At 45.7% G+C, this 24,924-nt stretch carries 19 protein-coding genes; 7 read left to right on the top strand and 12 right to left on the bottom strand.

Going from position 1 to position 24,924, the window contains the following annotated elements:
• Positions 1 to 130: 130 nt before the first annotated feature.
• The 3 genes from IGI71_RS00805 to IGI71_RS00795 all read left to right on the top strand — a co-directional run bounded on the left by IGI71_RS00805 (position 131) and on the right by IGI71_RS00795 (position 3,675).
• The gene (locus IGI71_RS00805) at positions 131 to 1,441 is read left to right on the top strand and encodes a PTS sugar transporter subunit IIC (protein WP_008376519.1); all 1,311 of its coding nucleotides are present in this window, start codon (positions 131 to 133) and stop codon (positions 1,439 to 1,441) included.
• 32 nt (positions 1,442 to 1,473) lie between these two features.
• Positions 1,474 to 2,913 (top strand): 6-phospho-beta-glucosidase, encoded by a 1,440-nt coding sequence (locus tag IGI71_RS00800; protein WP_430616073.1) that lies wholly within the window; start codon positions 1,474 to 1,476, stop codon positions 2,911 to 2,913.
• A gap of 204 nt (positions 2,914 to 3,117) precedes the next feature.
• Positions 3,118 to 3,675, top strand: a complete 558-nt coding sequence (locus tag IGI71_RS00795) for a GNAT family N-acetyltransferase (RefSeq protein WP_430616071.1) — start codon at positions 3,118 to 3,120, stop codon at positions 3,673 to 3,675.
• Here IGI71_RS00795 and IGI71_RS00790 read toward each other — a convergent pair.
• Positions 3,601 to 4,623 (bottom strand): YeiH family protein, encoded by a 1,023-nt coding sequence (locus IGI71_RS00790; RefSeq protein WP_289230234.1) that lies wholly within the window; start codon positions 4,621 to 4,623, stop codon positions 3,601 to 3,603. The genes IGI71_RS00795 and IGI71_RS00790 overlap by 75 nt on opposite strands.
• Before the next feature lie 65 nt (positions 4,624 to 4,688).
• On the opposite strand from IGI71_RS00790, the gene IGI71_RS00785 reads away from it, so the two are divergent.
• A complete protein-coding gene (locus IGI71_RS00785; RefSeq protein ID WP_430616070.1) occupies positions 4,689 to 5,540 on the top strand; it encodes a LysR substrate-binding domain-containing protein in 852 nt (283 codons plus the stop codon).
• A gap of 232 nt (positions 5,541 to 5,772) precedes the next feature.
• Entirely contained in the window at positions 5,773 to 7,563 is a 1,791-nt protein-coding gene (gene uvrC / locus IGI71_RS00780) for an excinuclease ABC subunit UvrC (RefSeq protein ID WP_005226686.1), read from the top strand.
• A gap of 74 nt (positions 7,564 to 7,637) precedes the next feature.
• On the opposite strand, the gene IGI71_RS00775 is transcribed toward uvrC, so the two are convergent.
• The 3 genes from IGI71_RS00775 to IGI71_RS00765 form a co-directional block, all read right to left on the bottom strand.
• Positions 7,638 to 8,378: a GntR family transcriptional regulator gene (locus IGI71_RS00775; protein WP_008376546.1), complete on the bottom strand. Its 741-nt coding sequence runs from the start codon at positions 8,376 to 8,378 to the stop codon at positions 7,638 to 7,640.
• Positions 8,379 to 8,569: 191 nt separating this feature from the next.
• A complete protein-coding gene (locus IGI71_RS00770) occupies positions 8,570 to 9,850 on the bottom strand; it encodes a PTS sugar transporter subunit IIC (RefSeq protein ID WP_005232725.1) in 1,281 nt (426 codons plus the stop codon).
• A 247-nt stretch (positions 9,851 to 10,097) separates the two neighbouring features.
• Entirely contained in the window at positions 10,098 to 11,486 is a 1,389-nt protein-coding gene (locus IGI71_RS00765; protein WP_375847458.1) for a glycoside hydrolase family 1 protein, read from the bottom strand.
• A gap of 160 nt (positions 11,487 to 11,646) precedes the next feature.
• Between IGI71_RS00765 and celB the strand changes: the two genes are divergently transcribed.
• Positions 11,647 to 12,918 (top strand): PTS cellobiose transporter subunit IIC, encoded by a 1,272-nt coding sequence (gene celB / locus IGI71_RS00760; protein ID WP_005226670.1) that lies wholly within the window; start codon positions 11,647 to 11,649, stop codon positions 12,916 to 12,918.
• A gap of 108 nt (positions 12,919 to 13,026) precedes the next feature.
• Entirely contained in the window at positions 13,027 to 13,743 is a 717-nt protein-coding gene (locus IGI71_RS00755; protein ID WP_005226669.1) for a GntR family transcriptional regulator, read from the top strand.
• A gap of 73 nt (positions 13,744 to 13,816) precedes the next feature.
• On the opposite strand, the gene IGI71_RS00750 is transcribed toward IGI71_RS00755, so the two are convergent.
• The 8 genes from IGI71_RS00750 to IGI71_RS00715 all read right to left on the bottom strand — a co-directional run bounded on the left by IGI71_RS00750 (position 13,817) and on the right by IGI71_RS00715 (position 24,851).
• On the bottom strand, positions 13,817 to 16,279 hold the full coding sequence (locus IGI71_RS00750; protein WP_194193620.1) for a heavy metal translocating P-type ATPase: 2,463 nt from the start codon (positions 16,277 to 16,279) through the stop codon (positions 13,817 to 13,819).
• 262 nt (positions 16,280 to 16,541) lie between these two features.
• Positions 16,542 to 17,978: a glycoside hydrolase family 1 protein gene (locus tag IGI71_RS00745; RefSeq protein ID WP_005226667.1), complete on the bottom strand. Its 1,437-nt coding sequence runs from the start codon at positions 17,976 to 17,978 to the stop codon at positions 16,542 to 16,544.
• Between the two features lie 166 nt (positions 17,979 to 18,144).
• Complete coding sequence (locus IGI71_RS00740; RefSeq protein WP_074934300.1) at positions 18,145 to 19,911, bottom strand: ABC transporter ATP-binding protein; 1,767 nt, start codon at positions 19,909 to 19,911, stop codon at positions 18,145 to 18,147.
• A complete protein-coding gene (locus tag IGI71_RS00735) occupies positions 19,877 to 21,619 on the bottom strand; it encodes an ABC transporter ATP-binding protein (protein WP_430616068.1) in 1,743 nt (580 codons plus the stop codon). The genes IGI71_RS00740 and IGI71_RS00735 overlap by 35 nt, the downstream gene beginning before the upstream one ends.
• The gene (locus tag IGI71_RS00730) at positions 21,616 to 22,056 is read right to left on the bottom strand and encodes a MarR family winged helix-turn-helix transcriptional regulator (RefSeq protein WP_010748552.1); all 441 of its coding nucleotides are present in this window, start codon (positions 22,054 to 22,056) and stop codon (positions 21,616 to 21,618) included. Before IGI71_RS00730 ends, IGI71_RS00735 begins: the two co-directional genes overlap by 4 nt.
• 166 nt (positions 22,057 to 22,222) lie before the next feature.
• Complete coding sequence (locus tag IGI71_RS00725; protein WP_167822602.1) at positions 22,223 to 23,974, bottom strand: hypothetical protein; 1,752 nt, start codon at positions 23,972 to 23,974, stop codon at positions 22,223 to 22,225.
• 165 nt (positions 23,975 to 24,139) lie between these two features.
• Positions 24,140 to 24,508 (bottom strand): flagellar export chaperone FliS, encoded by a 369-nt coding sequence (fliS, locus tag IGI71_RS00720; protein ID WP_010748550.1) that lies wholly within the window; start codon positions 24,506 to 24,508, stop codon positions 24,140 to 24,142.
• Between the two features lie 13 nt (positions 24,509 to 24,521).
• Positions 24,522 to 24,851, bottom strand: a complete 330-nt coding sequence (locus IGI71_RS00715) for a hypothetical protein (RefSeq protein ID WP_005232745.1) — start codon at positions 24,849 to 24,851, stop codon at positions 24,522 to 24,524.
• Positions 24,852 to 24,924: the final 73 nt, after the last annotated feature.

Genomic DNA, 24,924 nt, shown 5'->3' with positions numbered 1-24,924 from the left:
GTAACACTGTGTTCCAGCTGCGGAATTTTTTTCATTTCTTGAGAGATATGTACGGAATCCGTATCCGCTTACTTTTAGTCGTTTTCATTCGCTATAATGATGGCATCAATTAATGAAAGGTGTTATTATTATGCAAAAATTCAATGACCTGTTAGACCGCTCGTTGGTACCAATCGCAACAAAGCTGAACAATCAACGCCACGTAGCAGCGATCCGGGATGCGTTCATGCTGATTTTCCCACTGACCATCGCTTCTTCTCTCGTTATTTTGGTCAACAATATTTTATTTTCCAATGAAAGTTTCATCGTGCAATTATTTCAACTGAATCGGCTTTTCCCGAATCTGGAAAGTGCCCAGCAAGTCCTAGCTTCCGTGGCGAACGGGACCATCAACATCATGAGTTTATTCATTGCGTTTCTTGTTGCCCAACTTTTAGCCAAACATTTCCAAGCAGATGCTACGCTAGTTGGTTTGACAAGTGTCGCTGCCTTTATGATCTTGTACCCGACCTCGTTTGCAGTAGATGATGTCAATGTGATCTCCACACAATATTTAGGCGCCCAAGGGTTGTTCGTAGCTATGATCGTGGCTTGTTTGGTCGGTGAATTCTTACCGAAGCTTTTCAAGGTCAAACGATTGCAGATCAAAATGCCTGAAATGGTACCACCAGCAGTTTCTCGCTCCTTTTCTGGCATGATTCCGATCGTGATCATCGTGGCAGTCACTGCTTTGATCAATTTCTTAGTTTTGATGATCGCACCAGAAGGCATCAATGAACTGATTTATAATGGGATCCAAAGTCCATTGCGGGATCTGGGGGGCAATGTCGTCGGTGTCTTGATCTTGGCGTTCTTGCAAACTACGTTGTTTGCGATCGGGATTCATGGACCAAATACTTTGAATGCGGTTCGTTCAGCGATTTTTACCGAACAGGACCTAGCTAACCTAGACTTTATCAACCAAGGCGGCTCCTTGTGGGACGTTCCTTACAAAGAAACCTGGGGCGTTTTAAATGATATGTTCGCAAATATGGGCGGAACTGGTATGACATTGGGCTTGATCATTGCGATCTTCATCGCTTCAAAACGTCCAGAACAACGTGAGATCGCTAAAATGTCCTTAGTTCCAGGAATTTTCCAAATCAATGAGCCGATGATCTTCGGTCTACCGATCGTCTTGAACCCAATCATGATCATTCCGTTTATTTTGACGCCAATGGTCAATATTTTGGTGGGTTATTTTGTCACTGTTGTCTGGCCGATCATGCCGACCCCAGCGATTGGGGTACCATGGACGACCCCAGGAATCATTAATCTCTTTTTAGGAACTGGAGGAAATGCGATCGCTGCAGTTGTCGGTGTCGTTTGTCTTGCGATTTCGGTCTTGATCTATTTGCCATTCGTAATCGCCTCTAACCGTTCCCAAAAAGTGGAATTATAAGCAAACGAATGAGTCGAGGAGGAATGAAATTTATGTCCGCAAAAATGCCAAAAGATTTTTTATGGGGCGGCGCGATCGCTGCCCATCAAGCAGAAGGCGCTTGGAATGTTGCTGACCGTGGAATGAGTACCGCTGATGTTATGACGGCCGGCGGCAACGGTGTTCCCCGTAAAATCACCAAAGGCGTCATTGAAGGAGAGTATTACCCGAACCATGAAGCCATTGACTTTTATCACCGTTACAAAGAAGATATCCAGTTATTCAAAGAGCTGGGCTTGAAATGTCTACGGACATCGATTTCTTGGAGTCGGATCTATCCAACTGGAACAGAAGAAGAACCAAATGAAGCCGGTCTCCAATACTACGATGATCTTTTCGACGAATTGCAGGCAAACGGCATCGAACCCGTGATCACTTTGTCCCACTTTGAAATGCCTTATGCCCTCTATGAAGAATTTGGTGGGTTTGCTAACAAAGAAGTGATTCCCCTCTTTGTCAAATTCGCCAAGACTGTTTTTCAACGGTATCGTGACAAAGTAACGTATTGGATGACCTTCAATGAGATCAATAATCAAGCAGATGGGCAAGAGCCGCTGCACGTTTGGACCAATTCTGCCATGATCATCGAGGATGACAGTCAAAAAGAAGCACTCGTCTTTCAAGCGGGCGTCAATGAGTTGATTGCCAGTGCGGCAGCGGTGATCGAAGGCAAAAAAATCAATCCAGATTTTCAGATTGGCTGTATGATGGCCTATGTCCCAGTCTACCCCTACTCTTGCGCACCAGCTGATTTGATGGCATCCGTCAAAGCCAATGAACGGCGCTATTTTTATAGCGACGTCCACGTACGAGGCAAGATCCCAACCTATGTGCAAAAATATTGGGCGAAAAAAGGCATCACGATTGAGATCACGCCCGAGGAACAAGCGCTATTAAAAGCGGGAACCGTTGATTATATTGGGTTCAGCTATTACATGTCAGGAACGATCTCAACCCTTGATGAAGTGGCTGGCACACCAACTGAGGATATCCCAGGAGCAAAAATCGTGAGTAATCCTTATATCAGTGCTTCTGATTGGGGCTGGCCTATTGACCCAGTCGGGTTGCGTTATGTGTTAAATACCATCTACCAACGCTATGACTTGCCGCTATTTATCGTGGAAAATGGCTTCGGTGCTTACGATCAATTAACTGATGAGCAGCAAGTCCATGATGACTACCGCATCACTTATCTGAAAGAGCACATCGAACAGATGGAAAAAGCGGTAGTTGAAGATGGTGTACCGTTATTAGGCTATACGCCTTGGGGGATCATTGATATCGTCAGCTTCGGCAGCGGCGAAATGGAGAAACGCTATGGCATGATCTATGTCGACAAAGATAATACCGGGAAAGGAACCTTGAATCGTTTGAAAAAAGATTCCTTTGCGTGGTACCAGCAAGTGATCGCCTCTAATGGTGAAACGCTCTAATTACTGCTTCCATGACTAACACAAAAACCGCCCCCTCGTTTCGCCATCCTCCTTTTTACATTAGGAGCCTGGCAACGAGGGGCGGTTTTCTTATTAAAGAGGTGCGCCATTGCGAGGTTGGCTTTTCTTATCATCACTAAACACTACCTCAATGCTGTGGTACACTATAGCTATTCATTTACTTTCACTTTAAGGAGGAGCTGCATGAAGCCGATATTTCGTTCGATCCAATCTCAAGATGATGCGCCCTTAGCCGCTATCATTCGCAAAAGCTTGACCGACCACCAATTGGCGGTTCCAGGAACTGCCTATTTTGATCCCGAGTTAGACCACTTAAGTGAATTTTATACTGCAGATCCTGCTAGCCGCCATTATTTTGTCGTCACCGATGAATCGGGTACCCTTTTAGGCGGCGGTGGTCTTGCCGCTTATGATTCAGAAGGGCAAATCGCCGAGCTGCAAAAATTTTATCTCAGTGATGCTGCCAAAGGGCAGCGTCTCAGCTATCCCCTGCTGGCAAAGATCGAGGTCAAAGCTTTTGAACTAGGCTATCGGCAACTCTATTTAGAATCCCATCATTCTTTAGAAGCTGCCTTGCATGTCTATCAAAAAGCCGGCTATCGCGCATTGTCCCAGCCACTATTGGCGGCACAGCATACCACGATGGATCGCTTTTATGTGAAAACATTAGAGCCGCAGCAACCAAATCAATGCAACAGCACCCACGGTTTGGACGACGCCAACGGAAAGACCATAGAATAAAAAGCGCGGGCCTTCTTTTAAAAACTTGCGGAAATCCAAGCGCAAACCGATGGCTGCCAACGCCGTCGTTTCAAACCACGTACTGATAAAATGAGCGCCCTCATTCAACCAGCTAGGCAGCGGCAAGAAGCTGTTCAAGATACAGATGGTCAAGAAGCCCAACACATACCAAGGGATCGGCAGCCGCAGCTTGCCTTTGGCTTTAGTTTTGGTGGGGGTCTTTGTCGTCATTCGCTCAAAAACAATGACGACGACTGCCAACATGATGATGCGCGCGATTTTAAAGAGCATCGCGTATTTGACGGTGTCGGCATCAATCAAACTAGCCCCCGCCACGACTTGTCCGACGGATTGCAGCGTGCCACCAAGTAAGGCGCTTTTTTGCAACAGATCATCGCCGTATAAGGCCAAGCCTAAAAACGGCAGCGTCAGCATCATCACTGTGCCTAAAAGATTGACCAAGGTGATGATCTGCCCTTTTTCTTCATCATCGGCATCAATGGCTGGTGCGATCGCCGCAATCGCAGAGGATCCGCAGACAGCATTGCCGCCTGCCATCATCAGGCTCATCTTTTGATTAAAGCCCATTTTTTTCCCTATCAAATAAGCAGCGGTAATGACCAAGCTCATCATCAGCAAAATAAAAAGAAAGCCCCGAAGGCCCATTTCACTGATGGTCTGGAAAGTGACGGTAAAGCCCAGCAAAACCACCGAATATTCCAAGAGTCGACTTTCCGCAACCTTCGTTCCGACTTGATAGCGTTCTTGCTTGAACAGTGTATTTCCTAAAATGATTCCTAATAAAATAGCAAGGGTTGCTCCCCCTAATTTTGGTACAGCCAAAGCCATGATTCGGGCGATGACGGCTACCGAAAAGGATAGGAACAAACCGGGAAGTATCAAAGCTGTTTGTCGTTGCTTCATTGCTTTCATCCTTTCATATAACATCCATTATACACAGATTGACCGATCGGTAGGATTTATTGGTATAATAGTTATGATTGAATTTTCTAATGGAAGGGATTGCAATGTTAAAATTACTGGAGACCTTCAAGATGGTCTATGAAACGAAAAATTTTTCGAAAGCTGCCGAATTACTGTTTATTTCGCAGCCCACGGTTTCTGCTCAGATCAAGCAGTTGGAACAAGACCTGGATACACCGCTTTTTTTACGCAGTGGCCGCAAAAACGTGATCGCCACGCCCCAAGCAGAGTACCTTTACGAAAAGGCACTGAATTTATTGGATGAGTGGTCGACGATCGCCAGCGAGATCCATACCAACACGCAGCATCAAAGCCACTGTGTCCTAGGCATCTCTCATACCTATGCGATGGCCTTGATGCCTGACTTGATGATTGCTTTATACAACGCCTTTCCCACGGTGCGTTTTCGGGTGTCGATGATGAACTCCGCTGAAGTCTTAACAGCCCTTGAACAACATCAACTAGATTTAGGGATCATTGAAAAACCCTTATCTGCACCAAGTATTTTGCGTTTTCCGATTTTGAAAGATCAGCTCGTCTTAGCTGGTGATCCCCAAGTCGGTCCTTGGCTCGTCCGAGAAGCGAGTTCTGGTGTCTATTATTACACTAAACGCTATCTGGAGGAACAAAATATTCAAGGACCGATCATTGAGATCGCCAGCAATGAATTGATCGTCGCTTTACTGAAACAAGGCTTCGGCTGTTCGATCCTTTCCAAGCGAGCCGCCCACGGCATTGGCTATCAACTGCTGGATAAAAATTTTGAGCGGCAATTTTACCTCATCCAGCGCAAAGCCGTCACAGAACCAGCCATCGAGGGATTGCGGACCTTCATTCAGGAGTGGTCGCAAGAGGATTCCTTGCAAGCAGAAAGCAAATAAATTCACTTGTTTTTAAGGGAGGAAACCACCGCCTCGTGGGATTTCTTAACCTTTTCTTACGATTACGCTTCCTCGCTGCCGATCTGGTCCGTTTGATTGTTTCTTAAGAAATTTGTGCTAAAATGAAGAGTACTGGCTATGGGCTCTAATGTTCCCCTTTCTGAGGAGAGCTTAGACCGCCTTTTGACTACTTTTGCAGTTCGTGAGCAACCCAGTAAGAAAGGATCTTGAAATGAACGAACAAATCAAGAACAAATTAGCGCTGCTTCCCGATCAACCCGGTTGTTATTTAATGAAAGATAAAAATAACAAAATCATCTATGTTGGGAAAGCCAAAATTTTAAAAAATCGTGTCCGTTCGTATTTTACCGGCAGTCACGATACGAAAACCGAACGGCTCGTTCAAGAAATCAATGATTTTGAGTACGTCGTTACCGAATCAAATACGGAAGCCTTATTGCTGGAAATCAATTTGATTCAAAAAAACAAACCGAAATACAATATCATGCTAAAGGACGACAAGTCGTATCCTTTTATTAAAGTGACCAAAGAGCGCTATCCGCGTCTGATCATCACTCGTAAAGTTTTAAAAGACGGAGCTTTATATTTTGGCCCTTATCCTGATGCACGAGCAGCCAACGAAACCAAACGGGTGCTGGATCGCCTCTTTCCTTTGCGAAAATGCGGTCCTTCTCAAAAGCGGCCTTGTCTTTATTATCATTTGGGTCAATGTGTCTGTCCTTATGTCAATAATGTAGATCCCAAGGATTATCAGAAGATCGTTGATCAAGTCAAACACTTTTTCCACGGCGGTCACGTCGATATTTTGAAAGACCTGAAAGAGAAGATGGGCGAAGCTATTGAAACGTTAGAGTTTGAACGAGCGGCTGAGCTGCGGGATCAGATCCAAGCAATCGATACCGTCATGACGCGACAAAAAATGACTCTGACAGATCTGATGGACCGTGATGTCTTTGGCTACAGTGTCGACAAAGGCTGGATGTGTGTCCAAGTCTTCTTTATCCGTCAAGGAAAGCTGATCGAACGAGAAGTCTCTTTGTTTCCTTTCTACAATGAAGCGGATGAGGATTTCTTGACCTTCGTCGGCCAGTTTTACCAAAAGAATGAACACTTCATTCCCAAAGAAGTCTTTGTTCCGCAAAATGTCGATGCTGCCCCATTAGAAGCGCTGCTGGAAACCAAAGTCCTGCAGCCCCAACGAGGCGACAAAAAGAAATTGGTCGATTTGGCCAATAAAAATGCCCGCATTGCCTTAGCCCAAAAATTTGCGTTGATCGAGCGTACTGAAGAACGGACGATCGGTGCAGTGGATCGTCTAGGCGAAGCCATGGGGATCGCGACACCTTATCGAATCGAAGCCTTCGATAACTCTCACATCATGGGGACCGATCCGGTTTCTGCAATGGTGGTTTTTGTCGACGGGAAGCCGTTTAAAGATGATTATCGGAAATATAAGATTCGTACTGCACAAGGCGGCGACGATTATGGCTCTATGCAAGAAGTCATCTATCGCCGATACTCTCGTGTCCTAAAAGAAAACCTGCCTTTTCCTGATCTGATCATCATCGATGGTGGGAAAGCCCAAGTCGGTGCTGCCCAAGAAGTGCTGTATAACCAGCTAGGTTTAGATATTCCCGTTGCCGGTTTAGTGAAGAACAACAAACACAAAACCAGCGAGTTGATTTTCGGGGAGTTTTTAGATCCGATCCAGCTGGAACGCAATTCTGTGGAATTCTTTTTGCTGCAACGGATCCAAGATGAGGTCCATCGTTTTGCGATCACCTTCCATCGCCAATTGCGCAGTAAAAACAGCTTTTCTTCCAAACTGGATGAAATTCCTGGCTTAGGACCAAAACGCAAGCAACAGCTGATGAAAACCTTCAAGTCGTTAAAAAACATCCAAGCAGCTTCCGTGGAAGAAATCCAGCAAGCTGGCATCCCCAAAGCCGTTGCGGAAACTATCTTAGCCAAACTAGGCGATCAAAATCAACCCACTTCTTAAGTCAAAACAAAAACGCTTCATAGCCAACAGTAGCTATGAAGCGTTTTTTCATTGAAGAAGCATTTTGTAAGCCGTTACTTTTTGCGGTGCTGTAACAGATCAGGCTTCATGTCTAACATGGAATAGCCACGAACATCATACCGATTGCGGCTGCAGGAATAGTCCACTGGACGTCCCGATTCTAAATAGATGATCTGTTCTAATTCCAATACTGGGTCATCTGCTTGGCACGCTAAATAGGTTTGATCGTATTCATCGCTTTTGGCAGCCTGAAAGGTCCGATAAGCACCAGCAAATTTGTAGCCTAAATCTTGCAGTAGATAGTCATAGACGGATTCTTCCAAGATCTCTTTCGTCAAACCGCTGACCAGATCCAACGGCATATAGGAATGCTCGAGTATGTATGGATTGCCTTCTAAGATCCGCAAACGGATCACATGATAGATTGGTTGTTCGGCAGTGATCTGAAGCATCTCTTGAATTCTTGTTGTAGGAAAACAGACTTCAAAGGTGATGACTTGGCTAGTCAATGTCCGTTTTTCTTGTTTCATCTGATAGCTCAGGCCTTTGTATTCTGTCACCGATGAGGTATCTTTGCCCCAAAAGGAATGATTCAAAACTTTGGTCCCTAAGCCGCGCTTTGTCAGCAGCAAGCCTTCCATAATCAGGATATTCACCGCATTTTTAATCGTCATTCGGCTGACGCCAAACTCTTCCACTAACTCTGTTTGATAAGGTAAAAGACTGTCTTTCGGATAAGTTCCGTCCTTGATTCTTTTACGCAGAACATCTGCGATCTCCATATATTTGGGCATTTTGCCACCTCCAAAACGTGTGTTGTATTGTATTGATTGAAAAACGATAAAAGAACCGGCCAAACGAAAAGAGTGTCATCACACCACTGCACCTTCCAATGAAGCAGTGTGATAAGGGGTATTGCACTCTGATCGCGGCCGGATAAGGTCTATTACGTTTGGCGCTTGTTTCTAATCGACTCGATCAGACATTACGCATTTTTTAAACGGCGTGTTTCTTGAATTTGCGCCATTTTCACGAACGGCAAGTAGATAACGATTGACAAGATCAAGTTAACAGCTGCCAAGATTCCGCCAGCAATACTTTGTGTCGACAAAATACCGCCGATGATTGGTGGCGTCGTCCATGGTGCGATGACGGTACTTGCAGGAACTAAGCCAGTTGCGGTTGCAAAATAAGCAGTCGTTACTAAAACAAGTGGGGTCAACACATATGGGATGAACAAGATTGGGTTTAAGACAACTGGCAACCCAAACATCACTGGTTCATTGATCATAAACACACCTGGTGCAACGGATAGTTTTGCGACAGTCATATACGCTTTATGATGACGAGCAACTAAAAAGATCGCAATCAAAAGACCTAGTGTCGCACCTGTTCCGCCGATGTTCACGAAAGAATCAAAGAATGGTTTGTTCACGATATAAGGCAAATCTGTTCCTGCTTCTAATGCTCGTGCGTTTGCTTCGATCGCAGGCACATTGATCGTTTGCATGAACGGGTCGATGATGTTGGCACCATGTAAACCAAAGAACCATAAGAATGCAGAGATAAAACCTAATAGCAAAGCAGCTGGGTAAGAGTTTGCCAAGCCCATGAATGGTTGTTGCACCAATTCATAGAAGGACAATACGATACTTGTCACACCAAATGCTTGGAAAATTGCTGTAAACAAAGCAAAGATCGATACGGTGATCATTGCTGGGAATAATGCAGCAAATGAACGTGAAACTGCTGGTGGTACGCCATCAGGCATGTTGATGACTAAGCGTGGGTTGCCAGCTAGACGACGGAAGATCTCAGTAGAAATGATCGATACGATTAATGCTAAAAATAATCCTTGAGAACCAAGTCCGGCAGCTGTTAACAAACCATCTGGGCCTGTCGCCATTGCACCTAATGCGAAGAAACTTGCAACTGAGATCGCCCCAGCACCTAATGCGTCTTGATTGTAGCTTTTAGCTAAATTATACGCTACTGTGAAAGCGATTAACAGACCAAGTATTGAAAAAGTACCTGCTGACAAGTTGTTCCCAAAGGCTTGCCATGTTCCTTCACCAAAAATGCCATTCATAAAATCAATATAGGCAGGGATTGGTAAGTTGTTGATCAATACCCCAAAAGAGCCTAAGATCATCAACGGCATCGTTACGATAAATCCGTCACGAATGGCCACTAGATGTCTTTGAGAGCCTATTTTAGAAGCGATCGGAATAAAGTGCTTCTCCATAAATCCAATAAATTTATCCATTGTTTTTTCTCCTTTCAAACCCTAAACAAAATAATGAAACCGATTTCTACTAAAGAATACCACGAGAACGTTTCCATGTCTAGTCTTTTCTTTATCAAAACTGTTCTTTTATTTAACCCAGCTTATCATTTGCAAAAACAGGTGGTTTTTTAATAGAACCCCCCCTTTGAAATTAGCCAGAAAAAATCCGCGATTTTACACAAAAAAAGCAATGCTGATTCCTACAGCATTGCTTTTTTCATTGTTATTAAAAGCCGTTATTATCTGAAACTTCTTTAAACCAACGACCTGATTTTTTCACCGTTCGTTTAGCATCATTTGCTAAGTCAACGGAGATAAATCCGTAACGGTTCTTGTAAGCATTGGTCCATGACCAGTTGTCCATGCAGGTCCACATATGGTAGCCAACACAATTGGTTCCTTCTTGGATCGCTTGGTGGACGTACTTCAAGTGGTCAGAGACAAATTCGATGCGGTAATCATCTTCGATCACGCCATCAGCATTGACGAAACGTTCTTCTCCTTCGACACCCATGCCATTTTCAGAAATGTAGCACTTGATATTGCCATAGTTTTCTCGCGTGTTCGTCAAAATATCATAGATCCCTTTTTCATAGATTTCCCATCCACGATACGGGTTCATTTTCTTGTTCGGCATATCATAGTTATCAAAGTAATCATCAGGCATTGGACTTTTCGCTTCATCGATCGGTGATTCTTTCTTCATGATACGACGAGGTTGGTAATAATTGATCCCCAACAAGTCGATCGTATTTTCGCGAATCGTTTGTAAATCATCGGCTTCCATCGCTGGTACCATATCCAATTCCTTGACGATGGTCACTAATTCTTCTGGGAACGTGCCTTTGACCGCAGGGTCTAAGAAAGAACGATTAAAGAAGGCATCCGCGATTTGCGCTGCTTTGACATCCTCTGGATCGTTCTCATCTCTTGGATAGCTTGGCGTCAAGTTCAAGATGATGCCGATCTCCCCATCAAGGTTCATCTCATGATAGACTTTGATGGCTTTAGCACTCGCCAACGTTTCGTGGAACCCAACTTGGACTGCATGTTTCATGTTGATCTCATTCGGATAATGGAATTGGTAAAGATAGCCGCCTTCAACAGGGACGATCGGTTCATTATGAGTGAACCATTTCTTGACACGATCACCAAATAATGTAAAGCAGGTTTGCGCAAATGCGACATAGGCATCCACGGTCTCTCGGTTCAACCAGCCGCCTTTTTCTTGCAGCGCCATCGGCATATCGAAGTGGTAAAGGTTCATGAAAGGTTCGATCCCATTGGCGATCAGCTCATCAATGTAGGCGTTGTAAAAATCAACGGCTTTTTGATTGACTTCTCCTTTGCCTTGCGGGAAGAGACGACTCCATTGGATCGACGTCCGAAACGTCGTATGGCCGGTTTCTTTCATTAGTTGAATATCTTCTTGATAGCGTGTGTAGACTTGCGAGGTTTTTTCAGGACCTACCTTATTGAAAAATTTCTCTGGTTCTTGCTGATACCAGTAATCCCAGATGCTTGCCCCTTTGCCATCGCCTTCAAATACACCTTCTGTTTGTGGGCCACTAGCGGCTGACCCCCACCAAAAGCCTGCTGGAAATTGATAATCCATCTTCATTCACTCCTCATTTTTTTCTTTGCTGCCCTAATCATAAAGGAAGCAGTTACAAAAATCAATCTTTTTTAAAATAAATGTATAGACATTTAAAATAAAACATGATACATTATCAATGTAATCGATTGCAAAAAGAAATTTAAGGAGTGAAATAATAATGAATGGTTTTATGGACAAGTTATCTGAAAAGATTTTGCCCTTGGCGAATGCCTTAGGACAAAATCGCTACCTGACCGTCTTGCGGGACGCGTTTATGCTTTCGTTCCCAATCACTATGTTTGGATCGATCGTGGTCGTTTTAAACAACCTGCCCTTCTTCAGTGATGCCACTAAAGGAACATTAGGAACACTGTTTGGCAATGGGCAAAATGCAACAATGAGTATCATGACTGTTTTCGTTACTTTCGGTATTGGCTATTATTTATCAAAATCATATGATGTGGAAGGGATTTTTGGTGGTGCCGTTTCGTTTGCCAGCTTTTTGATCTTGACTCCTTTCTTTATGACTACTGAATCTGGCGAAACGATCTCCGGTGTGCTGTCTCTTGATCGTCTTGGCGCAAAAGGGATGTTTATCGGGATGATCGCAGCATTTTTGGCAGCTGAAATCTATTGCCGCATCACAAAACGCGGCTGGCAGATCAAAATGCCTGATGGGGTACCACCAGCAGTTTCTAAATCTTTTGCCGCTTTGATTCCAGCAATTATCACCTTAACGGTATTCCTAGTGATCAATGCCATCATGACGGGTGTCTTCAATGCCAACTTGCATGACCTGGTTTATGAATTGATCCAAAAACCATTGACTGGACTAGGCAGCAGCTTGCCAGCAACTCTATTGGCTTTGTTCTTTGTTCAATTCCTTTGGTTCTTCGGTCTACATGGTCAAATCATCGTCAACTCTGTGATGGACCCGATTTGGAATACATTGATGTTAGACAACTTAGAAGCGTATCAAAATGGGGATGCACTGCCGCATATCGTCACAAAACCATTTATGGAAACCTTTACTGTTGGATTAGGCGGTTCTGGTATGACGTTAGCCGTTGTTATCTTGATGGCTTTCGTATTGAAGAAAAAACAATACCGCGATGTGGGTCGTTTGGCTTTAGCACCAGGGATCTTTAACGTTAACGAACCAGCCATCTTCGGTATGCCGATCGTCTTGAATGCGACGATCCTGATTCCTTGGGTCGTAGCACCTCTTGTGGTAACGACCTTCAACTACTTAGTGATGGCGGCTGGACTTGTTCCTGCACCAACTGGTGTTTCTGTTCCTTGGACCGTTCCAGTGGTCTTCAGTGGTGTCTTAGCAACCAACTCTTGGTTAGGTGGTTTGCTGCAAGTCATTGACGTGGTGATCGTCGGCTTGATCTGGTATCCATTCTTACGTGTGTTAGATCGTCAAGCAGAACCATCAATCGATTAAGCGCAACGGCTGGCTGAATTTTTTCAGTCAGCCGTTCTTTTTATAAAAAAACCAAGGTTTGATTGTCGAAACCGCTTTTTTCAGCTATACTTCTTGCGAGGTGATCAGATGCCAAAATACCAAGAAATTGCCAATATTTTACGCACACGTATCAAAAACAAAACGTATCCGCCTGACAGCTTACTGCCGAATCAAACTGATTTAGTCGAGGAATTCGGAGTCAGCCGGATGACCGTCAAAAAAGCCATCGGTATTTTAGCCATGGAAGGACTGGTTTATTCTCAGCGGGGCGCTGGAACAAAAATATTGAACCATCCATTCTTAAAAAAAGACACCACTGCTTTAACGGTCTATGAAGGCTTGTCAACGGAAATGGGCAAAGCTGGCCGCAAGCTAGTCAGTCAGGTCATCGATTTTCAAGTCGAATTTCCTGACCAAACGATCCAAGAAAAGTTGATGTTAACGGAAGAACAGCCGATCTATAGTATTGTCCGCTTGCGGATTCTTGAAGACCAACCGTTTATTTTAGAATATACCTATATGCCCGTCCATTTAGTGCCCAATTTAACTCGTGGCCATTTAGAAAGTTCTATCTACCGTTATGTCAAAGAGGAACTAGGGGTCCAGTTTGCTGGCGCCTACCGCACTATCGCCGCTGATAAAAGTACCGCATACGATCAACAGTATTTGGACTGTAAAGCCGATGATCCGGTCTTAGAGATCGAACAGATCGTCTATCAGAAAAATGGCTCACCCATCGAATTTTCCCGTAGTCGCAACCGTTATGACGTGCGGGCCTACTCTTATTTAGATGTCCAGCACTAAAAAGACCTACCCACGATTTCTTATGGAAGAAAACCGTGGGCAGGTCTTTTTGTTGGTGCATTCGTTGCTTCGCTTATTTTTTCGCTGAGGGTTGGAATCGTTTCAGTCGCAAGGCATTTAATAAAACGGATACCGAGCTGAAGCTCATGGCCGCCCCAGCGATCATTGGATTGAGCAAGGGGCCACCGAAAAGATGCAGCACACCCATTGCGACAGGGATGCCTAAGACGTTATAAGCAAAAGCCCAGAAAAGATTTTCTTTGATGTTTTTGATGGTTGCCCGACTTAACTCGATCGCTGATGGGACGTCCATCAGATCGCTGCGCATCAGTACGATGTCTGCCGATTCGATGGCGACATCGGTACCAGAGCCGATCGCGATCCCTACATCGGCTTGGGCTAACGCGGGCGCATCATTGATCCCGTCACCTACCATCGCAACCTTTTGGCCTTTGGCTTGCAGGCCAGCTACTTTGGCGGCTTTATCTTCTGGCAAGACGTCACTGATCACTTCATCGATACCGACTTGTTTGGCGATGGCTTGGGCCGTTCGGGCATTGTCGCCCGTGATCATTGCTACGTACAAGCCCATTTGATGCAACCGTTCAATGGCTTTTCGACTGCTTTCTTTGATAGTATCTGCCACAGCGATGATCCCGATCGCTTCGCCGTCTTTGGCAACATACATCGGTGTTTTCCCTTCGTGAGCCAATTGTTGGGCTTGCTCGATCAGGCCATCGATGGCAACGTTTTGTTTTTCCAACCATTTCTGGTTGCCTAATAGGACTGGACTGCCAGCGATCGTTCCTTGAATCCCATGCCCTGGGATCGCTTCAAACCCGTCAACTTCTTGTAGGGCGAGAGCTTGCGTGCGGGCTTCGATCACAATGGCTTCGCCTAATGGATGTTCTGAGCCTTTTTCAACAGAAGCCGCCAGCTGCAGCAATTCCGTCGGCGTGTGATTACCTGCAGGTAGGAGATCGGTTACGACTGGTTTGCCTTCTGTGATCGTGCCGGTTTTATCAAAAACGATCGTCGTCACGTTTCTAGCTGTTTCTAACGCATCGCCGCTTTTGATCAAGACGCCATTTTCTGCCCCTTTGCCCGCACCCACCATGATGGCGGTCGGTGTCGCTAATCCTAAGGCACACGGACAGGCAATCACTAATACAGAGATCGTAATGGTCAATGAGAAGATCCAGGTTTCTTGTCCTAAGAAAAACCAGGCAAGTCCTGCAAAAACCGCCAAGACCATGACGATCGGGACAAACACACCTGAAACTTTGTCAGCCATGCGGGCAATCGGCGCTTTGGAGCCTTGGGCATTTTCTACTAACTGAATGATTTGCGCTAACGTTGAATCTTCTCCCACATTGGTGGCTTCATATTGAAAGGAGCCGTTTTTGTTGATGCTGGCGCCGATCACCCGATCACCGACTTGTTTTTCGATAGGTAAGCTTTCTCCAGTGATCATTGATTCATCGATGGCAGAGCGCCCTTGGGTAACGATCCCATCCACAGGAATCTTCTCACCAGGTCGTACGACTAAGATATCGCCAGCTGCGACTTCTTCAATACCCACTTCGACTTCTTCGGCTTGATTCCCGCTGCCACGAAGCACGCGGGCTTTTTTCGGTGCGAGATCCAACAACTTCTTGATGGCTTCGGAGGTTTTGCCCTTCGAGACCGACTCAAGGTATTTTCCTAAAGTAACTAATGCCAAAATAACGGCGGCCGTTTCATAGTACAAGTGCATCGCATAGTGGGTCGTGCCCAGGTAGACCATCACGGTTCCATAAATACTATAAAAGAAGGCAGCACTGGTTCCCAATGCGACAAGGGAATCCATGTTGGGATGGCCTTTCCAAAGCGCTTTGAAACCAGCAATGTAAAAGGCGCGACCGAGGACCATCACCGGTAAGACCAAAAGCAATTGAGTGGTAACGAAATTGACTGGATAGGCCATCGGATCTAAAAAGCCAGGGATCGGCAAACCGATCATTTCCCCCATCGTCAAATAGAACAAGGGGATCGTAAAGAGCGCTGAAAGCCAAAACCGTTGCCATAAAGCACGAATCTCTGCCTGTTTTGAATCCGCCTTGTCGGCAGAAGCGGTCGGCAGCTGTGCATCATAGCCCGCCTCTTTCACGGCAGCTGCGATCTTCGCGGCGGTCACTTGATCTTGTTGATAGCTGACCGTCAGTTTTTCTGTTGCCAGATTGACGGAGGCTTGCTCCACACCCGCTAATTTTTGGACAGCTTTTTCTACTGTTTGGGCACAAGACGCACAGGTCATGCCCGAGATGGCAAAGGTCTCTTGTCTTTGGGAGCCGATCAGTTGATAGCCCGCTGCTTTGATGGCCGCAGCGAGTGTTTCTTCGGTGAGCTGCTGCTCGTCATAACGAATATGTAATTTTTCAGTAGCCAAATTGACAGCTGCTTGATCGACCCCCGCCAGCTTGCTGACTGTTTTTTCGACGGTCTGGGAACAAGACGCACAGGTCATCCCTTTTACCCCATAATTCTTTTCGATCATTGTTTCCTTCCTCCTTGCTTGCTATGCAAACCCATTAACCTTTTATGTTTACAGTTGTAATCTTCTTCTACTTTACAATTATCGTTTACACTTGTCAACGATAATACTCAAAAAAAGGACGTTCTCCTTTGAAGCGGCCCAAAACGCGAGACTTTTGGTCTACCTTTGGGCGGTCGCTACAGGTGGAACGTACTTTTTTCTAAGAAACGATCACTGCCGTTGCAGGGGTCGTTTCGCTTATTCAGGTATTGGTTTTAGGAGGCTAGCACTCTTGCCCGTTGGTTTTGATCAGCTCTTGGTACCAGTAGAAGCTGTCTTTCTTGTAGCGTGCCAAAGATCCTTCTTGCGTTTCATCTTGGTCGACATAGACAAAGCCATAGCGTTTTTGGTAGCCGTTCAACCAGCTTAGCAAATCAGTGAAGGACCAGGTGCAATAGCCAAGAACTTCCGCGCCGTCGCTGATCGCTTCTTTGATGGCATGGACATGCCCTGCTAAATAATCGATGCGGTATTGGTCATGGATTTGATGATCGTCGGTTAGTTTGTCGTACTCACCAAGTCCGTTTTCCGTAATGATCACAGGCACCCGATAACGGCTAGTGATTCGTCGTAAAGCGATCCGCAGACCTTGAGGATCGATCTCCCAATCCCAATTCGTCCGTTCCACAAATGGATTTTCGGCTTTTTTGAACATTCCTGGTGTCCCGGTTTCTTCGGAGCTGCCTTTTTTCCCAGTGGTGTTCATTTTCCCCGCACCGACACCATCTAATGGATTGTAGGCATTTGTTGCTGTTTGGTAATAATTGATCCCTAAGAAATCTGGTTTTGCTGAACGCAGCAAGTCCATATCTCCTGGTTCAATCGTTGGTGCGATCCCTTGCTCTTTCAAGTAATTCATTGCCGCAATCGGGTATTCGCCCCATAGATAGACGTCTAACCAATAATGCGCCATCAAGTCTTCCGCGTTTTCAGCTGCCAAAATATTTTTCGGGTCGCTGTTGATTGGGTAGTTTGGTGAGTAGGCGAAACTTGGTCCGATTTTCCCTGGGATTTTCATCTCATGGAACTTGTTGATCACCGAGGCATTCGCCAAGTTAGCGATATGATTGACTTCATACATCCGTTTAGGATCGGTCACTCCTGGTGGATGGGCAGCTAAAAGATAGCCTAACGAAGTAAAGATATTTTGTTCATTCAAGCTGACCCAATAGTGGACTTTGCCGCGAAAGGCTTCAAACAATACAGCTGCATAGTTGGTGAAATCTTCAATGATTTTGCGAGATTCCCAGCCACCGTATTCTTCTTGCAAAGCTCGTGGCAGATCCCAATGGTACAAGGTCACCATCGGTTCGATCCCTGCTTTTATCAGTTCATCGATCAATGCTAAATAAAAGTCTAACCCTGCTTGATTGACTTCTCCTCGTCCTTCTGGAAAAATCCGTGTCCAAGCAATGGAAAAACGATAGGTTTTCAATCCTTGTTCTTTCATCAAGGCAACATCTTCTTTGAAGCGGTGGTAATGGTCGACCGCGACATCTCCGTTAGTTGCTTTAAAGGTTTTTCCGGGAATGCGGACAAAATCGTCCCAAACCGAAGCGCCTTTGCCGTCTTCTTGCCATGCGCCTTCTACTTGATAGGCTGCTGATGCTGAACCCCATAAAAAATCATTGGGGAATTCTTTTAGTTGTTTATGATCCAATTGTTTCCCTTCTTTCTGTTTGATGATACCCCTTTCTTAAGTATACCGATAATTGCCTGATTTGTCATAAGAAGATTTTGTACCTATGCCAAGAAAGTCGATGGCACGCAAAAACATCCTTGCAAGCAGTGGCGTTCTCCTTGCAAGGATGTGGACTAGCTATGGATCATGCATCAAATTGTGCCTGATAGAGTGCGGCGTAACGCCCCTCTTTGGCTAATAACTCTTCGTGGGTCCCTTGCTCTACGATATTCCCCTGTTCCACCACGAGGATCGTATCAGCATGTCGAATCGTGGACAAGCGATGGGCGATCACAAAGGAGGTTTTGCCTTTCATCAATTTGGTCATCGCTGCTTGGATCAGCAGCTCTGTTTGCGTGTCGACATTCGATGTGGCTTCATCAAGAATCAACAGATCGGCATCCAACAGCATTGCTCGTGCAATCGTCAACAGCTGTTTTTGCCCTTGTGAGATACCGGTTCCGTCTTCTGAGATCAAAGTATCATAGCCTTTTGGCAGGCTCATAATAAAGTCATGGATATGGGCGGCTTGTGCAGCAGCTTGGACTTCTGCCAACGTCGCATTCGCCTTGCCGTAGGCCAAATTGTCGAAAACCGTTCCCGTGAACAACCAGGTATCTTGCAGCACCATCGCATAGCTTTGCCGTAGGCTGCGACGTGTCGCTTGGCGGATATTTTTACCGTCTAACCGAATCGCTCCTTGGTCAGGGTCATAAAACCGCATCAAGAGGTTCACGATGGTGGTTTTCCCGGCTCCGGTCGGTCCGACGATCGCGACCAAGCTGCCAGCTGGTACTTGTAGCGAAAGATCTTTGATGATGGGCTGCTGTGCTTGATAGCCGAAGGTCACATGGTCAAAGGCGACATCACCAGACACCTCGTGGTATTCGTAGGCTCCAGGAACATCAGAAACTTCAGGTTCTTCATCCAGCAAACGGAAGATCCGTTCTGCCGCCGCCAATGCTGATTGCAAATCGCTGAAGATGTTGGCTAACTCATTGATTGGTCCTGAGAATTTTCTGGAGTAAAGAACAAAGGAAGAAACATTCCCTAATGTCAGATGACCGAACAAAAACAGCAAGGCGCCAAACATACTGATCAAGGACAACGACAGATTGTTGATAAAGTTGATGGAAGGACCAGTCATACTGCCGTAGTACTCGGCATTGTAATAGGCATCCACCGCTTCTTGGTTTTTTTCGTCAAAACGGCTGATGATCGCTTCTTCTTGGTTATACAGCTTGATCGTTTGCTGACCAGAAATAATCTCTTCCACAAAGCCGTTCAGTTCGCCTAATTTGCGAGAACGACGACGAAACAATGGTTGAAATTTGCTCATCAAAAAGCGGGTCAAAAAGATCGAAGCGGGAACCGTTACGACAAAAATCAGCACCAGCAGCGGCGAAATCAAAACCATCATCACAAACGAACCAATGATCGTCACAAGACTGCTGAGGACTTGAATGGCATCGCTGGCCAATGACGTATTGATGGTATCGACATCATAACTGATGCGGCTGATGATATCCCCAGTGGCGACTCGGTCAAAATACCCCACCGGCAGTTCGGTGATTTTATCAAAAATCGCCTTGCGCATCGCTGCCACCACCCGCTGACTCAAGCGAATCATCATGAGCGAAATCAGATAACTAAGAAGGGAAGACGCAAGATAAAACAGCAGCATCAGCCCACAATAAAAGAAGACTCGGTCAAAAATGACCTTGCCGGGACCCGGTTGAATGGCATCAATGGCGTACCCTGAAAGCAACGGTCCCACCAAGGCGAAAATGTTGCTGGCCATCATCAATACAGCGGCTGCCAGCAGGAGACCTTTGTACTCGTAAAGATAGCCCCACAAACGCCGTAGTGTTTTCTTACTATCCTGCGGTTTTTCCGTTTTTTTCTTCGGCATCGTCGGCACCTCCTGTCTGACCTTGATAAATGGCTTGGTAGATCGCATTTTCTGCTAGTAATTCTTGGTGACTGCCAAAGCCGTTCATTTGCCCGTTTTCCAGTACCAAAATTTTGTCGGCATGCTGGATCGAGCTGATCCGCTGCGCGATCAAGACCGTCGTCGTCTGTTGAAACTGCTGTCTCAGGACCTTGCGCAACTGAGCGTCGGTCCGATAATCCAGCGCACTGGCAGAATCATCCAAAATCAAAATCTCTGGATCCCCCGCCAATGCCCGCGATAACAAGACCCGTTGCTTTTGACCTCCGCTTAAATTGCTGCCTTTAGCATGCAGTGGATGAGCTAAGCGCTTGGGTAGTTGATTGATAAACTCCTTGGCTTGGGCGCGAGCCGCCGCTTCTTCGATCTGCTCTTTGGAAAACCGCCGGCCAAAGGCGATATTTTCTTCGATCGTTTCCGCAAAAAGCACGTCTTTTTGTAAGACGACACCGAATAACTGATGCAGCTCCGTCGGATCGATGGAGCGAATGTCGCGACCAGCGATGCGAATCATGCCCTTCGTTGGGTCATAGAGCCGCAGCAGTAGTTTGACGATCGTTGATTTTCCACTACCAGTCGCACCGATGATCCCTAAAGTTTCTCCCGGCTGCAAGGAAAAATCGATGTCTTTCAGCACATGGGTACCGTTAGGATAGGTGAAGGAAACTTTTTCAAAAACGATATGCGCAGACTCTTCTTTGACAGGCGCCTCAATGACTTGCATATTTTGCGGCAGGCGCAAGACGGATTGGATCCGATCGGCAGAAGCCAGCCCCTTCGACACGATCACAAAGATGCGCGTGATACTGAGCATGGCATTCAAAATGATCGTAAAATAGGTCAAAAAGGCGATGATGACGCCTGGTTGCGTCAATCCTTGATTGACGCGAAAGGCACTGACGACGATCACTAGCGTCAGTCCGATATTCAAAAATAGGTCCATCAGGGGCGGTGTTGCAGCCATCGTTCGATTAGCGGTGGTTTCCGCAGCTACTACGTCTTGGTTGACGTGGTCAAAGCGCTTTTTCTCGTAATCTGCTTTGGACAAGGCCTTGATCACCCGAGCCCCAGTCACATTTTCACGGACAGTTCGCACCAACACATCCACTTGCTTTTGTAATGAAGCAAACAAGGGGATCCCCCGTTTCGAGATCGTGACTGCCGCCACTAAAGTGAAGGGCAAGACGCCTACTAAGACCAGCGTCAACACGGGATCTAATGTGGCAGTGATCATGATCCCCCCTAATAACAGAATCGGGGCACGAATCCCCATCCGTTGGATCATGCCTACCGTTTGATGGATGTTGTAAGTGTCTGTCGTTAAGCGAGACACCAAAGAAGGGATCCCGACTTCTTCGACTTGCGGAATCGACAGATAGGAAACTTTTTCAAATAAATCATGGCGTATACTACCGGTGGTATCGCGAGCAACACTGGAGGCCATCCGGTTGGCGATGATATTGGTGACGACTGCGATGATGGAGCAGACCACCATCGCCCCACCCCAAGCAAAAATCGCAGATACCTGCTTCGTGGGGATCACAGAATCGATGATGTACGCCAAAATCCAAGGCAATAGCAAGTCCATCAGGGAGCCGAAGAATTTGATACTGACGCCGAGGGAGATGCGGCCGATATAGGGTTTTAAATATTGAGTCAAAAGATTCATTCCATCGCCTCATCTTTCGCTAAAAGCCGCTGGGAATTTTCTTTGACGATTTCCAGATCGGCGATCAACTGCTGCTGTTGGGCAGCAGAAAAACCTGCTACGACTTGTTCATTCCAGCTTTGAAGCAGCTGTTGGATCGCTGGTTGGACGGCGAGTGCTTTTTCGGTTGGATAAACCAGTAATTGTCGTTTGTCGGTGGGACTGCTGGTTCTAGTGACAAATCCTCGTTCTTCTAGGATTGCTAGTTGACGGGCAACATTGCTTTTATTCACAAAAATCTTCTTGGCTAAGGCTTCTTGACTGATCCCCGGTTGGCGGCAAATGTTTAAGATATAGGTATGATGCATCCCACCTAAACCAAATTTTTTCAATTCTTTTTCCCGATAAAGGGTGGCGAGACGGGCAATATGATTGATTGAGCGGATAATGGCTTCCATGAGCACTCCTGCCTTTCTTCGTTCTTCAAAGTGTCTAATCTATTATAAGGAATAATCGTTGCGTGCGCAACGATTATTGTTTCTGACGAAAAGCAACAGGTCCACTGTTGTTGATCAGCAAAAAAAGAACTTCAGCCCTCTCGCTGAAGTTCTTTTCTGATTCATTTTATTCAGATTCTTTCAATAAAGCTTGTACGACCTTACGACGACGGTACAGCTGTCTTGTTTTCCAGCTGATAAAGCCGATGAGTAAAGCGAGCCAAGAAATGATCGTCAGCCATAAAGCTCCGTCGAAAAACCAAGGCGCGTCGTAATCAACGACTAAGACATTCTCCCCTGCTTGCTGTTGGACAGAAACGGCACCAATGGCACTCAAAGAGACATCTTTTTCAGTTAGTGGCTGCTGATTGAGGGTCAATTCAGTATATCGGTAATTGATGATCGGTAACGCCTTCCACGTCTCTTTATCACCTTGCCAACGTAAAGTAAGCTTCCCGTTTTCTACGGTTTTTGCCACGGTATCATTCTTTTCAATGATTTCTTCCCCGTACAAATTGTACTTGTTCTTCTTGGTTTCTTGATAGAGGGGCAGATAATCTGGCGTAGAACGTTGATACAGCGCTAATGCTAAGGACTTGTCTTTACTAAAATAGGCTTCCTTCAATTGCGCTTCAGATTCCGCCGACAGATAGGTGTGGTTTCGCAGTGAAACCGCAGCTTCATCGGAGTGCCAGTCCTGCATTTTGACCGTGTTTTGGATCAGGATTTGACCAACACTCAAGACTAAAACGAGGACAAACCAACGCGGATTTGCCAATGGCTTGCCCCGATAATAAGGAACTAGCAGGCACAAACCGACTAAGATCAAAATCGTGGCAGGAACAAAGAACCGAAAAGGAAATTGCAGTAAATTGATTACACCATTGTCCAGACTGCCTAGCCATTGCCAAGGAACAGCGTTCGATGATAAAACGAAAAAGACTGCTGCAGCTGCCGTCATTAATTTGAAGCCGCCAGATAGACGTGGCCATACACGGATCGCACCGCAAAAGAACAAGGCACATAAGATGGGCAGCAGGTACGGAGTCGTCCACCAATAGCTGCTGGTTCCAGTAATGGTATTGTTCTGCATGTTGCGATTCACAAAAGGCGCGATCAACGTGTTACTCGTATAAAGATCCAACATCCCTAACCAAATATTGGCGGTCAGTAGCAAGAAGATCCCGATCGCTCCTGCTAAGCGCAGCACCAATTGTCGTTTTTCTTCGCCAGAAGTCCCAACAAAAAAGGCGCGTAAGAAAAAGGGCACGTATAAGAACACTAACAAGATGCTTGAAAACACATGGATTTGAAATAAGACCGCCACGGAAACCCCTACCGCAAAAGGCCGTAACCGTTTATGTTCCCCTAGTGCGATCAGTGGAATCAGGCACAGCGGCAGCACAGCCGCCCCCCAAGCAGAAAAGCCCTGTCGCTCAATCCAATACTGGACAGAATAGGTCGCCATAAACAGGACGCTCATCCCCACTGACAGCCAACCATTGACTCGTAATTTCTTTAATAAGCCAAACATCGAAAACCCTGCTAACAAATAGAGCAGCCCGTTGGCGAGCAGCTGGTAGGAAAACCACGAAGGACTCAGCAAGACCAGCAGTCCTTGGAAATAGGCAAAAAAGGGCCCGTATAATGCATTGACGATACGAGCAGATTGCTGAAACCCGTAGATAGAAAGAAAATATTGAAAATTGCCCTCTTTGATCTGCTGGCTGGTCTCATAAAAACGATTGAAGTGAAAGACCACATCAGAGCCCAAAATCATGCCTTGGCCTAAAATCTGCGGCAATAAAAAAACACCACTCATTGCAATCAGAGTCACCACTTGCCAGAAAAGCGGCTTTTGTACTATTTTTTGTTTCAAAAAAAAACCTCCTTGCACCTTTTCGGTACGCTCATAAAAAGAGTACCAGATAGGGACGAGGAGGGGAAAAAGAAAGCTTAGTGAAAAGGGATACATGGTAAAAATTTAACCAAATACTAAACTTTTCTAGGTTTTAGGTGGTCATTTCTTTGCTTTTTCTCAAATTTATTGGGTGATCGTTTGCCAACTTTCCAGTAGTTCGCTTAAAAGTGGGACGACCGTTTCTGCAGGGGCTGCCTCTTTTTGGACATTGGCACTGACTAGCTGATCGTACATATAGCCATACAGCTGATCGAGATCTTCAGCAATAGCGCCGCCTTGCTCACGGTCTAAAGAGACCCGTAATTCCAATAAAATATTCTGCGCCTTGACAAATTGCTGATGAGCTTGGCTCAAATCTTCTTTTTCCAATGCGATCACTGCTAATTTGATATTTTTGATCGCTGCTTGCAACAGCATTTCAATCAGTTTGTTGGGGGAGGCACTCATTACTTGGTTCTGCAAATAGTTGTTTTGCATTTTTTGATAATTCATCTTTTTTTCCTCACTATAAATCAAATTCGACGAAGGCGGCACTGTCTTCTTGCTGCAAATACGTTTTGACAAGATTATTTTTGCGGTTCAAACGCCCCAGTTCTTGTTTGATCTCTTGCTGCTGGGCTTTGACCTGGTCTAAGAACGCTTGATACGCTTGGATCACTTGTTGCGCCAACGCACTGGTTTGTGGACTATGGCTCTGTGCTTCTGCTTGCATGGCTGCTATGACCGCTGCATTGGCTGCCATCAAACGACTGGCTTCTTCGCTGTCGCCGCGCCATTGGGCAAAACCAGTTAAAATCTGATTCAAACGTTCATCTAATGATACGTGTGGCTCCATAGGTTGTTTCCTTTCATGTTGACGAGGGTTTCTTATGCGAATGAAAAAATGACTGCTTTAATCGGCTATCCTG

The organism is Enterococcus sp. DIV1279b, assembly GCF_050531515.1.
GTDB classification, from domain to species: domain Bacteria; phylum Bacillota; class Bacilli; order Lactobacillales; family Enterococcaceae; genus Enterococcus_D; species Enterococcus_D casseliflavus.
The sequence above is the reverse complement of the archived record's forward strand: the minus strand, read 5'-3'. Positions and strand labels throughout refer to the sequence as shown.

Excerpts from the sequence above, each read along its gene's own strand:
- IGI71_RS00805 (WP_008376519.1), top strand. The coding sequence starts at position 131 with ATGCAAAAATTCAATGACCTGTTAGACCGCTCGTTGGTACCAATCGCA.
- IGI71_RS00800 (WP_430616073.1), top strand. The coding sequence starts at position 1,474 with ATGTCCGCAAAAATGCCAAAAGATTTTTTATGGGGCGGCGCGATCGCT.
- IGI71_RS00795 (WP_430616071.1), top strand. The coding sequence starts at position 3,118 with ATGAAGCCGATATTTCGTTCGATCCAATCTCAAGATGATGCGCCCTTA.
- IGI71_RS00790 (WP_289230234.1), bottom strand. The coding sequence starts at position 4,623 with ATGTTATATGAAAGGATGAAAGCAATGAAGCAACGACAAACAGCTTTG.
- IGI71_RS00785 (WP_430616070.1), top strand. The coding sequence starts at position 4,689 with ATGGAAGGGATTGCAATGTTAAAATTACTGGAGACCTTCAAGATGGTC.
- uvrC (WP_005226686.1), top strand. The coding sequence starts at position 5,773 with ATGAACGAACAAATCAAGAACAAATTAGCGCTGCTTCCCGATCAACCC.
- IGI71_RS00775 (WP_008376546.1), bottom strand. The coding sequence starts at position 8,378 with ATGCCCAAATATATGGAGATCGCAGATGTTCTGCGTAAAAGAATCAAG.
- IGI71_RS00770 (WP_005232725.1), bottom strand. The coding sequence starts at position 9,850 with ATGGATAAATTTATTGGATTTATGGAGAAGCACTTTATTCCGATCGCT.
- IGI71_RS00765 (WP_375847458.1), bottom strand. The coding sequence starts at position 11,486 with ATGGATTATCAATTTCCAGCAGGCTTTTGGTGGGGGTCAGCCGCTAGT.
- celB (WP_005226670.1), top strand. The coding sequence starts at position 11,647 with ATGAATGGTTTTATGGACAAGTTATCTGAAAAGATTTTGCCCTTGGCG.
- IGI71_RS00755 (WP_005226669.1), top strand. The coding sequence starts at position 13,027 with ATGCCAAAATACCAAGAAATTGCCAATATTTTACGCACACGTATCAAA.
- IGI71_RS00750 (WP_194193620.1), bottom strand. The coding sequence starts at position 16,279 with ATGATCGAAAAGAATTATGGGGTAAAAGGGATGACCTGTGCGTCTTGT.
- IGI71_RS00740 (WP_074934300.1), bottom strand. The coding sequence starts at position 19,911 with ATGCCGAAGAAAAAAACGGAAAAACCGCAGGATAGTAAGAAAACACTA.
- IGI71_RS00735 (WP_430616068.1), bottom strand. The coding sequence starts at position 21,619 with ATGAATCTTTTGACTCAATATTTAAAACCCTATATCGGCCGCATCTCC.
- IGI71_RS00730 (WP_010748552.1), bottom strand. The coding sequence starts at position 22,056 with ATGGAAGCCATTATCCGCTCAATCAATCATATTGCCCGTCTCGCCACC.
- fliS (WP_010748550.1), bottom strand. The coding sequence starts at position 24,508 with ATGAATTATCAAAAAATGCAAAACAACTATTTGCAGAACCAAGTAATG.
- IGI71_RS00715 (WP_005232745.1), bottom strand. The coding sequence starts at position 24,851 with ATGGAGCCACACGTATCATTAGATGAACGTTTGAATCAGATTTTAACT.